Here is a 14,296-nt window from a genome sequence, read left to right on the forward strand (position 1 = left end):
ACTACGTAAAGAACATGGTAACTGGTGCTGCTCAGATGGACGGTGCTATCATCGTAGTTGCTGCTACTGATGGTCCTATGCCTCAAACTCGCGAGCACATCCTTTTGGCTCGTCAGGTAAACGTTCCGAAGTTGGTTGTTTTCATGAACAAGTGCGACATGGTAGACGACGAGGAAATGTTGGAGTTGGTTGAGATGGAAATGAGAGAGTTGCTTTCATTCTATGGCTTCGATGGCGACAATACTCCTATCATCCGCGGTTCTGCCCTTGGTGCTTTGAACGGTGACGCTAAATGGGAAGAGAAAGTAATGGAGCTTATGGAAGCTTGCGATACTTGGATTCCTCTGCCTCCGCGTGAAATTGACAAGCCGTTCTTGATGCCTATCGAGGATGTATTCTCTATCACAGGTCGTGGTACTGTTGCTACAGGTCGTATCGAGACTGGTATCGTTAAGGTTGGTGATGAGGTTCAGATCATCGGTCTTGGCGCTGCAGGTAAGAAGTCTGTTGTTACAGGTGTTGAGATGTTCCGTAAGTTATTGGATCAAGGTGAGGCTGGTGACAACGTAGGTTTGTTGCTTCGCGGTATCGATAAGAACGAGATCAAGCGTGGTATGGTAATCTGCCACCCGGGTCAGGTTAAAGAGCACTCTAAGTTCAAGGCTGAGGTTTATATCTTGAAGAAAGAGGAAGGTGGTCGTCACACTCCGTTCCACAACAAATATCGTCCTCAGTTCTACATCCGTACATTGGATGTGACTGGCGAGATCACTTTGCCGGAAGGAACTGAGATGGTAATGCCGGGCGATAACGTAACGATCGACGTAGAGTTGATCTACCCGGTAGCATGCAACGTAGGTCTTCGTTTCGCTATCCGCGAGGGTGGACGTACGGTAGGTGCAGGCCAGATCACGGAATTAGAGAACTAATTCAAACATTAGATAATGTTATAGCCAGTCTTTTCAAGGGCTGGCTATTTCTACGGAAGTAGCTCAGTCGGTAGAGCACTGGTCTCCAAAACCAGGTGTCGGGAGTTCGAGCCTCTCCTTCCGTGCTAAAATCTATAGATTCGATGAAAAAGATAATTACTTATATTAAGGAATCTTATAACGAACTTGTTTATAAAGTTTCTTGGCCTACGAGAGCAGAGCTTTCCAATAGTGCGGTTGTTGTTATGTTTGCTTCCCTTATCATCGCCGCATTGATCTTTGTTGTTGACGGGGCCTTCGAGGCTGTTATGCGTTTCTTCTACAACCAAATTTTCTAATCAGTTTAAGGTATGTCTGATGTCCAAAAGAAGTTTTATGTTCTGCGTGCCATTAGTGGCAAGGAGAACAAGGTAAGGGAATATCTAGAGGCTGAGCTGAAGAATACGGATCTGGGAGAATATGTATCTCAAGTCTTGATTCCGACCGAGAAAACCTTTACGGTACGAAACGGTAAGAAGGTCATGAAAGAAAGGGCTTATTTGCCGGGTTATGTATTGGTCGAGGCTGCTTTGGTCGGTGAGGTTGCTCATCGGTTACGAAACATTCCTAACGTGATTGGTTTCTTGGGCGGTTCTGATACCCCCGTGCCATTGCGTCCTGCGGAAGTGAATCGTATCTTAGGTACGGTAGACGAGTTGCAGGAACAACAAGAGGATCTGGATATCCAGTTCTATGTTGGAGAGAGTGTGAAGATCACTTTTGGACCGTTCAGCGGTTTCACGGGTATAATCGAGGAGGTCAACGCCGAGAAAAAGAAACTTAAGGTGATGGTTAAGGTCTTCGGACGCAAGACACCCCTTGAGTTGAGTTATATGCAAGTTGAGAAAGAATAGTGCTCTGGTTACGAAAAGCGCTACCTTTCTGTTATTGATGTTATATATATCTAAAAAATTTTAGAAACAATGGCTAAAGAAGTTGCTGGACAAATCAAATTGCAGATTAAAGGAGGAGCAGCAAACCCTTCTCCCCCAGTAGGACCTGCTTTAGGTTCTAAGGGTATTAATATTATGGAGTTTTGCAAGCAATTTAATGCCAAGACCCAAGACAAGGCTGGTAAGATATTACCTGTTGTAATTACTTACTATGTCGATAAGTCTTTCGACTTTGTCGTTAAAACTCCTCCTGTGGCAATCCAGTTGTTGGAAGCTACCAAGAAGAAGAGCGGTTCCGCTCAACCTAACCGTGTCAAGATCGCTGAGATCACATGGGATCAGGTGAAGGCTATCGCTGAAGACAAGTTAGTCGATCTAAACTGCTTTACTGTCGAGTCTGCCATGAGAATGGTTGCCGGGACAGCCAGAAGTATGGGTATCACTGTTAAAGGGACATTCCCGGATAATAATTAATAAACTTCAATTGAGATGAGTAAACTTACAAAAAATCAAAAGTTGGCTTTGGGCAAGATTGAAGCTGGGAAAGCATATACATTGAAAGAAGCTTCAGCTTTAGTGAAGGAAATCACTACGACTAAGTTTGACGCTTCCGTGGATGTTGATGTCCGTTTAGGTGTTGACCCCCGTAAGGCCAATCAAATGGTGAGAGGCGTGGTTTCATTGCCTCATGGAACTGGTAAGCAGGTTAGGGTTCTCGCATTATGTACCCCGGACAAGGAAGCTGAAGCTACTGCCGCTGGTGCTGACTATGTTGGATTGGATGAGTATATCGATAAGATTAAAGGTGGGTGGACCGATATTGACGTTATCATCACTATGCCTTCTATCATGGGTAAGATCGGTGCTCTGGGTCGTGTATTAGGTCCGCGTGGCTTGATGCCTAACCCTAAGAGCGGTACGGTTACCAATGAGATCGGCAAAGCGGTGAAAGAGGTTAAGCAAGGTAAGATCGACTTTAAGGTGGATAAGAGCGGTATCGTTCACACATCTGTTGGTAAGGTGTCATTCACACCGGAGCAGATTCGTGACAACGCCAAGGAATTCATCTCAACTTTGATCAAGTTGAAACCTACTGCGGCTAAAGGTGCGTATATAAAGAGTATTTATCTTTCTAGTACTATGAGTGCGGGTATTAAAATTGACCCCAAATCAGTTGAGGAAAACTAAAAAACAATTGAACAATGAGAAAGGAAGATAAAGGAACTGTTATAGCTCAATTAACTGAGACATTAAAGGAATACCCTAACTTCTATTTGACGGATATCGAGGCGTTGAACGCTGAGAAAACCAGCAAATTGAGAAGGGAATGTTTCAAGCGTGAGGTTAAGTTAGTCGTTGTAAAGAATAACTTGCTTAAGAAAGCGTTGGAGAACATTGAAGGCGACTTCTCTGATCTTAACGTGGCATTGAAGGGCAATACGGCTGTGATGTTCTCACAGGTCGCTAATGCTCCCGCTCGACTGATCAAGGATTTTACTAAGGACGCGAAAAAAGATGTAGTCGCTAAACCGGCTTTGAAGGCTGCTTACGTACAGGAAAGCTTCTATGTGGGCGCTGAGAATCTTGAGGCATTGGTAAACATCAAGAGCAAGAACGAGCTTATCGCAGACGTTATCGCTTTGTTGGAGTCTCCGGCGAAGAATGTTATCTCTGCACTTCAGTCATCAGGACAAACTATCCATGGTCTGTTGAAGACTTTGGAAGAAAGATAATTTATTATTAAAACATTTACACAGATAAATAATCATTTAAATCATACAAAAATGGCAGATTTGAAAGCTTTTGCAGAACAATTAGTAAACTTGACCGTTAAAGAAGTTAGCGAATTGGCTACTATCCTTAAAGAAGAGTACGGTATCGAACCTGCTGCTGCAGCTGTTGCTGTTGCTGGTCCTGCTGCTGGTGGTGCTGCTGCCGCTGCAGAAGAGAAGACTTCTTTCGATGTTGTATTGAAAGCAGCTGGTGCTAATAAGTTAGCTATCGTTAAGTTAGTTAAAGAATTAACTGGTCTTGGCTTGAAAGAGGCTAAGGATATGGTAGATAGCGCTCCTAGCGCGATCAAGGAAGGTATCGCTAAAGCTGATGCTGAAGCATTGAAGAAACAGTTGGAAGAGGCTGGAGCTGAAGTTGAGCTTAAATAGTATTTATAACCTGGTTTCCAGGTGATTTGGTTAAGAGTCTCCGGCTGCGAAGACTCTTAACCTTTTTGTGTCTATAATTTCAATAAGTTCAATAAATTCCTTACTAGATGTCTTCAACAGCTGAAAACCAAAGAGTTAATTTTGCTTCGATAAAGAATCAGTTCCCGTATCCGGACTTTCTCGAAGTTCAATTGAAGTCGTTCCAAGACTTTCTTCAACTTGACACTCCTCCTGAAAAGAGAAAGAAGGAGGGATTGTATAAGGTATTTGCCGAGAATTTCCCGATTGCGGATACCCGTAACAATTTTGTGTTGGAGTTCTTAGATTACTATATAGATCCGCCTCGTTATACTATTGATGAGTGTATCGCCCGTGGGTTGACTTATAGCGTGCCTTTAAAAGCGAAGTTAAAACTGTACTGTACGGATCCGGATCATGAGGACTTCGATACGGTGATCCAGGATGTATACTTGGGCCCGATCCCTTACATGACGGAGAGGGGTACATTCGTGATCAATGGTGCCGAGCGTGTTGTCGTGTCTCAGTTGCACCGTTCTCCGGGCGTATTCTTCGGGCAAAGCACACATGCGAACGGGACGAAGTTGTACTCGGCGCGTATTATCCCGTTCAAGGGCTCGTGGATTGAGTTCGCTACGGACATCAACAACGTGATGTACGCTTACATCGACCGTAAAAAGAAATTGCCTGTAACTACTCTTTTGAGAGCTATTGGTTTTGAAAGCGATAGGGATATTCTTGAGATCTTCAACCTTGCGGAAGAGGTGAAGGTAACGAAAGCGAACCTGAAGAAGTTTATCGGACGTAAGCTGGCCGCTCGTGTTTTGAAGACTTGGGTGGAGGATTTCGTGGATGAGGATACCGGTGAGGTGGTTTCTATTGAACGTAACGATGTGATTATCGACCGTGAGTCTGTGTTGGATAGCGATAATATCGAGGCTATCTTGGATTCAGGCACGCAGAATATCTTGTTGCATCGTGAAGACCAGAATCTGTCCGACTATGCTATCATATATAATACGCTCCAAAAAGACCCGAGTAACTCCGAGAAGGAGGCCGTGTTGTATATCTACAGGCAGTTGAGAAATGCGGAACCGGCTGACGAGGCTAGTGCACGCGAGGTTATCACAAACCTGTTCTTCTCTGAGAAACGTTACGATCTGGGTGAGGTAGGACGTTACAGAATCAACAAGAAGTTGGGCCTTACTACAAGCGCTGATGTTAAGGTCTTGACTAAAGAAGATATTATCGAGATCATCAAGTACCTGATCGAGTTGATCAACTCGAAGGCTATCGTGGATGATATCGACCATTTGAGCAACCGTCGCGTACGTACGGTTGGCGAGCAATTGTATAACCAATTCGGTATCGGTCTGGCTCGTATGTCACGTACGGTTCGTGAGCGTATGAACGTTCGCGATAATGAGGTGTTTACTCCGATCGATTTGATCAACGCGAAGACGATTTCTTCCGTGGTCAACTCTTTCTTCGGAACGAATGCCTTGTCTCAGTTCATGGACCAGACGAACCCGTTGGCGGAGATCACGCATAAGCGTCGTTTATCGGCCTTGGGACCGGGTGGTTTGTCTAGAGAGCGTGCCGGATTCGAGGTTCGTGACGTTCACTATACGCACTATGGCCGTCTTTGTCCGATTGAGACCCCGGAAGGTCCGAACATCGGTTTGATCTCTTCTTTGTGTGTATACGCTAAGATTAATGATCTTGGTTTCATATCGACCCCGTATCGTAAGGTGGTGGATGGCAAGGTAGACTTCTCGGATGAAGGCTTGCAATACTATACGGCGGAAGAAGAGGAAGAGCTGACTATCGCTCAGGGTAACGCTCCGTTGGACGAGAACGGTAAGTTTATCCGCGATAAGGTAAAGGCTCGTTTCGAGGCTGATTTCCCGGTTGTTCCTCCTTCTGAGGTAGACTTGATGGACGTGGCTCCGCAGCAGATCGCCTCAATCGCGGCTTCTTTGATCCCGTTCTTGGAACACGATGACGCTAACCGTGCCTTGATGGGATCTAACATGATGCGCCAGGCAGTGCCTTTGTTGCGTACGGACGCCCCGATCGTGGGTACAGGTATCGAGGCGCAGGTTGCCCGGGATTCCCGTACTCAGATTATCGCCGAGCGTGAGGGCGAGGTGGTGTTTGTTGACGCTACTTGTATCAAGATTAAATATGACCGCACGGAAGACGAGGAATTCGTTAGTTTCGAGGATGCGGTTAAGACATATAATATCCCGAAATGGCGTAAGACCAACCAGAGCACGACGGTCGACTTGAAGCCGATTTGTCATCGCGGGCAGCGTGTGAAGGCCGGCGATATCCTTACAGAGGGTTACTCGACCCAGAAAGGCGAGCTTGCCTTGGGACGTAACGTGAAGGTGGCTTACATGCCTTGGAAGGGTTACAACTATGAGGATGCTATCGTGCTGAACGAGCGTATGGTTCGCGAGGACTTCTTTACGTCTGTTCACGTAGATGAGTATATCCTTGAGGTACGCGAGACGAAGCGTGGTATGGAGGAGTTGACTTCCGATATCCCTAACGTCAGCGAAGAGGCTACCAAGGATTTGGATGAGAGAGGTATCGTTCGTGTTGGTGCTCGCATTGAGCCGGGTGATATCTTGATCGGTAAGATCACTCCGAAAGGTGAGTCTGATCCGTCTCCGGAGGAAAAGCTGTTGCGTGCTATCTTCGGTGATAAGGCCGGTGATGTGAAGGATGCTTCCTTGAAGGCTACTCCGTCTTTGCGCGGCGTGGTTATCGAGACCGCTTTGTTCTCGAAGGCTGTCAAGAAACGTAAATCCAGATTGACTGATAAGGCGATTTTGCCGAAGTTGGACGAGGAGTACGAAGAAAAGATGGCTAACTTGAAGACTCTCTTGGTTGATAAGTTGTTAGTGCTTACCAACGGCAAGGTTTCTCAAGGTGTTAAAGATTATATGAATGCGGAGATTATCGCTAAGGGTGCTAAGTTTACCCGTAAATCTCTGGAAGAATTGGATTATAACTCCATTCAAGTAAGTAAGTGGACGGCAGACGCTCAGAAGAATGAGTTGATCAAGCAGGTTATCTTGAATTACTTGAAGAAGTACAAGGAGCTTGACGCTGAGTTGAGACGTAAGAAATTCGACTTGACGATCGGTGATGAGCTGCCGACAGGTATCGTACAGATGGCTAAGGTTTATATCGCCAAGAAACGTAAGATTCAGGTAGGTGATAAGATGGCCGGTCGCCACGGTAACAAGGGTATCGTATCAAAGATTGTTCGCCAGGAGGATATGCCGTTCTTGGAAGACGGTACTCCGGTGGATATTTGCTTGAACCCGCTGGGTGTACCTTCTCGTATGAACTTGGGACAGATCTTCGAGGCCGTGCTGGGATGGGCCGGACGTGAGTTGGATGTTAAGTTCGCTACCCCGATCTTCGATGGCGCGACTTTGGATGATTTGAACGAATGGACAGACAAGGCGGGTATTCCTCGTTACGGTAAGTCTTATTTGTATGACGGTGGTACCGGTGAGCGTTTCGACCAACCTGCTACGGTGGGTGTGACTTACTTCTTGAAGTTGGGTCACATGGTTGACGATAAGATGCACGCCCGTTCAATCGGTCCGTACTCTTTGATCACGCAACAGCCGTTAGGTGGTAAGGCACAGTTCGGTGGTCAGCGTTTCGGAGAGATGGAGGTTTGGGCACTGGAAGCCTTCGGTGCCGCTCATGTTCTTCAGGAAATTCTTACGATTAAGTCTGACGATGTCGTAGGACGTTCCAAGGCTTATGAGGCGATCGTGAAGGGTGATCCGATGCCACAGCCGGGTATCCCTGAATCTCTGAATGTATTATTACACGAGTTGAGAGGACTTGGTTTGAGTTTCACTCTGGATTAATTCAATAACAATAAAGAAGTAGGTGGGCTACGGCCCGTCTACTTTATCTATTGATAACTCTTTATAAATAAATAATATGGCCTTTAGAAAAGAAAACAAGATAAAGAGTAACTTTTCAAAAATAACCATCGGTCTGGCATCCCCTGAGGAGATCCTGGAGAACTCCAGCGGTGAGGTTTTGAAACCGGAAACAATTAACTATCGTACGTATAAGCCTGAGCGCGACGGTTTGTTCTGTGAGCGTATCTTTGGTCCGATCAAGGACTATGAGTGCCATTGCGGTAAATACAAACGTATTCGTTATAAAGGTATTGTCTGCGATCGTTGCGGAGTGGAAGTTACGGAAAAGAAAGTTCGTCGTGAACGTATGGGACATATCCATTTGGTGGTTCCTGTCGCTCATATTTGGTATTTCCGTTCTTTGCCTAATAAAATCGGTTACTTGTTGGGGCTTCCTACCAAGAAACTGGATTCCATCATCTATTACGAGCGCTACGTCGTGATCCAGCCGGGTTGCGTAGACACGGTCGGTGAGTTAGACCTATTATCAGAGGAAGAATATCTGGATATTTTGGATAGCCTTCCAAGAGAAAATCAATTGCTGGAGGATACGGATCCGAATAAGTTCATCGCTAAGATCGGCGCTGAGGCTGTTTATGATCTGTTGGCTCGTCTGGACTTGGATTCTCTTTCTTATGAGTTGCGTCACCGCGCGAGCACGGACAGCTCTCAGCAGAGAAAGAACGAGGCTTTGAAACGCCTTCAGGTAGTTGAGTCTTTCCGTGCGTCCAGAGGTCGTAACAAACCGGAATGGATGATCATGAAGGTGATCCCGGTGATCCCGCCCGAATTGCGTCCGTTGGTTCCGCTGGATGGTGGTCGTTTCGCTACTTCAGACTTGAATGATTTGTATCGTCGTGTTATTATCCGTAATAACCGTTTGAAACGATTGATCGATATTAAGGCTCCGGAAGTGATCTTGCGTAATGAGAAACGTATGCTTCAGGAGGCTGTGGACTCCTTGTTTGATAACTCTCGTAAATCGAGCGCTGTTAAGACAGACGCGAACCGTCCGTTGAAATCCTTGTCCGACAGTTTGAAGGGTAAACAAGGTCGTTTCCGTCAGAACTTGTTGGGTAAGCGTGTAGACTACTCCGCTCGTTCGGTTATTGTCGTAGGTCCGGAGTTGAAGATGCACGAGTGCGGTTTGCCGAAGAATATGGCTGCCGAGCTTTATAAGCCTTTCGTTATCCGTAAATTGATCGAGCGCGGTATCGTGAAGACGGTAAAATCAGCGAAGAAGATCGTTGACCGCAAGGAACCGGTTGTTTGGGATATCCTAGAGTACGTAATGAAAGGTCACCCGGTATTGTTGAACCGTGCCCCGACATTGCACCGTTTGGGTATCCAAGCGTTCCAGCCGAAATTGATCGAGGGTAAAGCTATCCAGTTGCACCCGTTGGCATGTACGGCATTCAACGCCGACTTCGACGGTGACCAGATGGCCGTTCACTTGCCGTTGGGTAATGAGGCTGTTTTGGAAGCTCAAATGTTGATGTTGGCTTCACACAATATCTTGAACCCCGCGAATGGTGCTCCTATTACCGTACCTTCTCAGGATATGGTGCTTGGTTTGTATTATATTACCAAGTTGCGTAAGGGCACGCAGGGCGAAGGCTTGACTTTCTACGGCCCGGAAGAGGCTACGATCGCTTACAATGAGAAGAAGTTGGATATCCATGCTCCGATCCATGTTTACGTGGAGGATTTGGATGAGAACGGCAACTTGGTGAAGACGATGGTTGAGACTTCCGTAGGACGTTTGATGGTAAACGAGTTCGTTCCGAAAGAGATTGGTTATGTAAACGAGGTGTTGGGCAAGAAGTCTCTTCGCGACATCATCGGTCGGGTAATCAAGGCTTGTGGCGTGGCTCGTACCGCTCAGTTCTTGGATGATATCAAGAACTTGGGTTACTATATGGCATTTAAGGGTGGTCTGTCTTTCAACTTGGCCGATGTGCTTATCCCCGCTGAAAAAGACGCGTTGGTTCAGAAGGGATATGAGGAGGTTGAGCAGATCATGGCTAACTATAACATGGGTTTCATTACCAACAACGAGCGTTATAACCAGATCATCGATACTTGGACACACGTTAATAGTAACTTGTCTAATATCTTGATCAAGCAATTGACGGCGGATAACGATGGATTCAACTCAATCTATATGATGATGGATTCCGGTGCCCGTGGTTCTAAGGAGCAGATTCGTCAGTTGTCCGGTATGCGTGGTTTGATGGCGAAACCGCAGAAGAGTGGTGCTGAAGGTGGTCAGATTATCGAGAACCCGATCCTTTCTAACTTTAAGGAAGGTTTGTCTGTGTTGGAGTACTTCATCTCTACTCACGGTGCTCGTAAAGGTTTGGCCGATACCGCTTTGAAGACTGCCGACGCAGGTTACTTGACTCGTCGTTTGGTTGACGTCTCTCACGACGTGATCGTAAACGAGGAAGACTGTGGTACATTGCGTGGTCTGGTTTGTACGGAATTGAAGAATAACGAGGAGGTGATCGCTTCCTTGTATGAGAGAATCTTAGGTCGTGTGTCTGTTCACGATGTGATCCATCCGATTACGGGCGAGGTTATCGTTCGTTCGGGCGAGGAAATCCGTGAGGACGCGGCTAAGGCAATCCAAGACTCTCCGATTGAGAGCGTCGAGATTCGTTCCGTATTGACTTGTGAGTCTAAGAAGGGTGTCTGCGCTAAGTGCTACGGACGTAACTTGGCTACGAACCGCATGGTTCAGAAGGGTGAGGTTGTCGGTGTAATCGCCGCTCAGTCTATCGGTGAGCCGGGTACACAGTTGACGTTGCGTACGTTCCACGTCGGTGGTATCGCTTCCAACATCGCTACGGAGAATAGCATTACATCTAAATATGATGGTATCTTAGAGATCGATGAGCTTCGTGCTGTCGAGGCGGTAGACGAGGTGAGCGGAAAGAAACATTTTGTGGTTGTAAGCCGTTTGGCAGAAATGCGTATTGTTGATCCGAACACGAAGATCGTATTGCTGACTCATAATATACCTTACGGTTCGAAGTTGTTCTTCAACAACGGAGACTCGATTAAGAAAGGTGACGTAATCATCGAGTGGGACCCGTTCAATGCCGTAATCGTATCGGAGGTTTCCGGTAAGATCGAGTTCGAGAGCTTGGTAGAGAACGTGACTTACAAGGTTGAGAGTGATGAGACTACCGGTTTGAAGGAGAAGATCATCATCGAGTCTAAAGATAAGACGAAGGCTCCGGCCGCTCATATCGTAGACGAGAATGGTAATTACCTGAAGAACTACTCTTTGCCGTTGGGCGCTCACGTAGTGAAAGACAATGGTGACGTAGTGAAAGCCGGTGAGGTTTTGGTTAAGATCCCTCGTGCCGTGGGTAAGGCCGGTGATATCACCGGTGGTCTTCCTCGTGTGACCGAGTTGTTCGAGGCTCGTAACCCGTCTAACCCAGCTGTTGTATCCGAGATCGACGGTGAGGTAGGATTCGGTAAGATCAAACGCGGTAACCGCGAGATCACCGTAACGTCTAAGTTGGGTGAGGTTAAGAAATATATGGTTCCTCTGTCCAAGCAATTATTGGTTCAAGAGAACGACTATATCCGTGCGGGTATGCCGCTGTCAGACGGAGCTACCACTCCTTCGGATATCTTGGCGATCAAAGGTCCGACGGCTGTACAGGAATATATCGTGAATGAGGTTCAGGATGTATACCGCCTGCAGGGTGTGAAGATCAACGATAAGCACTTCGAGGTTATCGTTCGTCAGATGATGCGTAAGGTAGAGGTGGTTGATCCGGGAGATACTCGCTTCTTGGAGCAGCAGGTTGTTGATAAGTTGGAGGTAATGGACGAGAATGATCGTATCTGGGGCAAGAAAGTTGTTACCGATCCGGGAGACTCTCAGACATTGCAGGCCGGACAAATCGTGACCGCACGTAAGTTGAGAGACGAGAATAGTATGTTGAAACGCCGCGACCTTAAGCTGGTCGAGGTACGCGACGCTATTCCGGCTACAGCGAACCAGATCCTTCAAGGTATCACGCGTGCCGCTTTGCAGACCAACAGCTTTATGTCTGCCGCATCTTTCCAGGAGACGACAAAAGTATTGAACGAGGCTGCTATCAACGGAAAGGTAGACCGTTTGGAGGGTTTGAAAGAGAACGTTATCTGTGGTCATTTGATCCCGGCCGGTACCGGTCAGCGTGAGTTCGATAAACTGATCGTAGGCGCCAAGGATGAGTTCGACCGTATCTTCGCGAATCGCAAGAACGTGGTTGATTTCAACGCCATGGATAAGGATGATGAAGAATAGGAACGTTTAATAAACTATAAAGAAAGGCCGGCAGAGTAATCTGCCGGCTTTTTTTGTTCTCCCTTATTTGCTTAATAAATGGATAAACTTTATTTTTGTGAGAAATCAAAGACCATAGATAAATACTAGGACATATAAAAACATATAATAATCAATATCATGAAAAGAATTTTGCTTTGCTTAATGGTGGCTTTATTTGCCACTGGTTGCTTATTCGCTAAAAACAACGATGGGGAAATGAATGTAATGTCTTACAATATTCGTTACGATAATTCAGAGGATCAGGATAATCAATGGAAATACAGAAGAGATTTCGCCGCGGATTTAGTGAAATTCCATGAGGTAGATGTATTCGGGGCACAAGAGGTCTTGAATAATCAGCTAAATGATTTGCTAGAGCGTTTGCCGGAATACGCATATGTAGGCGTTGGTCGTGAAGATGGCAAGACAAAAGGGGAATACGCTCCGATTTTCTATCGCAAGGATCGTTTCTCCATAGAGAAGAGCGGTAACTTCTGGTTGGCCGAGGATCTGAATGCCGTAGGAAAGAAGGGGTGGGATGCCGCATGCGAGCGTGTAGCTACATGGGCGATCCTGAAAGATAAGAATACGGGAAAGAAGTTTTTCTTCCTGAATACACATTTGGATCATATGGGAAAAGTGGCTCGTCATGAAGGAGCTTCTTTGGTGCTGGAGCAAGCGAAGAAACTATCCGGGAATTTACCTATAATAGTGACCGGCGATTTCAATGCCATCCCTTCGGATGAGCCGATACAAGTATTGACAAATCCGGGTGATCCTCGTCATCTGACCCATTCCCGTACGATCGCGGGGTTTACTTACGGCCCGGAATGGACTTTCCATGATTTCGGAAAGATCCCTTACGACAAGCGCGAGTGGATTGATTATATCTTTGTGAAAGGGAATATCAAGGTATTGTGCCATGGAGTATTGACAGAGACGCTGAATAACCTGTTCCCGTCCGATCATTGTCCGATAATCAGTACGTTGGTACTCGAATAAAAATGCTTGCATATATGGGGAAGGTAGACGTATTGAAGGAAACGACCCCGCTTTCATCTGAGGATTGCTTCTTGGTCATGCAGCGCCCGAAGTCGGGGTTTAATTTTCCGTTACATGTACACATGGAGTTCGAGTTGAATTATCTGGAGAACGCCTCTGGCGCTATCCGGATAGTAGGTGATTCGATTGAGGAAATTGATGATCTGGATTTGGTATTGATAGCGGGCGGGACGAAACATGCTTACTCTAACCATAAATGTTCGTGTAATGGAATTTTTGAGATAACGATACAATTCCATAAATCATTATTTGATAGCTTGATCAATAGAAAACATTTCAAGACCATGAAAGATATGTTTGATAATGCGTCCAGTGGTCTTGTTTTCAGCCGTGAGATGATTCTCGGCATTCAGGATAAGTTGAAAATGTTATCGAACGATAACAAGCCGGATTCTTTCAAGAATCTGTTGCGTTTGATCGAGATTCTAAAGATTCTGTCCTTGGATAAATCTGCCCGTCGGTTGAATGCGGTGAATACGGTGAAGAATTATAAAAATAACGATGCGGATCGTTTGGATAGTATCATGTTATATTTACATGAAAATTATCAAAAACGTATCACCTTGTCGGAGGTAGCCAAGTTAACGAATATGAGCGATGCCTCATTGATGCGTTTCTTAAAGAAATGGACGGGGAAGACATTCGTCGATAACTTGAACGAGATACGGGTAGCCGAGGCGGTATGTCGCCTGACAGATACAAGCGACAGTATCTCTGAGATATGTTATCGGTGTGGTTTTAATAATCTGTCAAATTTCAACCGGGTATTCAAACGGCGCAGGGGAAGCACCCCTACAGAGTATAGGGAGAAATATTCCCGTTCGAGGTTTATAATTTGATGCATGACTTTGAATATGTTTGTATTGATTTGCGTCAAGTGTTGATGATATAGTATTAT

The 14,296-nt window shown here is 46.0% G+C and carries 11 protein-coding genes and 1 tRNA gene; all 12 read left to right on the forward strand.

Annotation, left to right across the window (positions count from 1 at the left end):
• Positions 1-929 (forward strand): elongation factor Tu (gene tuf, locus Q0110_RS09015; protein WP_297905836.1); only part of this gene is annotated, 929 nt, incomplete at its 5' end.
• A 52-nt stretch (positions 930-981) separates the two neighbouring features.
• Positions 982-1,054 (forward strand) — tRNA-Trp (locus tag Q0110_RS09020).
• Between the two features lie 18 nt (positions 1,055-1,072).
• Positions 1,073-1,267 (forward strand): preprotein translocase subunit SecE, encoded by a 195-nt coding sequence (gene secE / locus Q0110_RS09025; RefSeq protein WP_005854211.1) that lies wholly within the window; start codon positions 1,073-1,075, stop codon positions 1,265-1,267.
• A gap of 12 nt (positions 1,268-1,279) precedes the next feature.
• A complete protein-coding gene (nusG, locus tag Q0110_RS09030) occupies positions 1,280-1,822 on the forward strand; it encodes a transcription termination/antitermination protein NusG (protein ID WP_297905837.1) in 543 nt (180 codons plus the stop codon).
• 69 nt (positions 1,823-1,891) lie between these two features.
• Positions 1,892-2,335, forward strand: coding sequence for a 50S ribosomal protein L11 (gene rplK, locus Q0110_RS09035; RefSeq protein WP_297905838.1), 444 nt, complete (start codon positions 1,892-1,894; stop codon positions 2,333-2,335).
• Positions 2,336-2,350: 15 nt separating this feature from the next.
• Entirely contained in the window at positions 2,351-3,049 is a 699-nt protein-coding gene (gene rplA / locus Q0110_RS09040) for a 50S ribosomal protein L1 (protein ID WP_297905839.1), read from the forward strand.
• Positions 3,050-3,063: 14 nt separating this feature from the next.
• On the forward strand, positions 3,064-3,594 hold the full coding sequence (rplJ, locus tag Q0110_RS09045) for a 50S ribosomal protein L10 (protein ID WP_297905840.1): 531 nt from the start codon (positions 3,064-3,066) through the stop codon (positions 3,592-3,594).
• Positions 3,595-3,645: 51 nt separating this feature from the next.
• The gene (gene rplL, locus Q0110_RS09050; RefSeq protein ID WP_005854220.1) at positions 3,646-4,023 is read left to right on the forward strand and encodes a 50S ribosomal protein L7/L12; all 378 of its coding nucleotides are present in this window, start codon (positions 3,646-3,648) and stop codon (positions 4,021-4,023) included.
• A 107-nt stretch (positions 4,024-4,130) separates the two neighbouring features.
• Positions 4,131-7,943 (forward strand): DNA-directed RNA polymerase subunit beta, encoded by a 3,813-nt coding sequence (rpoB, locus tag Q0110_RS09055; RefSeq protein ID WP_297905841.1) that lies wholly within the window; start codon positions 4,131-4,133, stop codon positions 7,941-7,943.
• A 76-nt stretch (positions 7,944-8,019) separates the two neighbouring features.
• The gene (gene rpoC / locus Q0110_RS09060; protein ID WP_297905842.1) at positions 8,020-12,315 is read left to right on the forward strand and encodes a DNA-directed RNA polymerase subunit beta'; all 4,296 of its coding nucleotides are present in this window, start codon (positions 8,020-8,022) and stop codon (positions 12,313-12,315) included.
• 159 nt (positions 12,316-12,474) lie between these two features.
• Complete coding sequence (locus Q0110_RS09065; RefSeq protein ID WP_297905843.1) at positions 12,475-13,338, forward strand: endonuclease/exonuclease/phosphatase family protein; 864 nt, start codon at positions 12,475-12,477, stop codon at positions 13,336-13,338.
• Between the two features lie 14 nt (positions 13,339-13,352).
• A complete protein-coding gene (locus tag Q0110_RS09070) occupies positions 13,353-14,237 on the forward strand; it encodes an AraC family transcriptional regulator (protein ID WP_297905844.1) in 885 nt (294 codons plus the stop codon).
• Positions 14,238-14,296 lie beyond the last annotated feature (59 nt).

It is taken from the genome of uncultured Parabacteroides sp., from assembly GCF_947855115.1.
Taxonomy (GTDB): Bacteria; Bacteroidota; Bacteroidia; order Bacteroidales; family Tannerellaceae; genus Parabacteroides.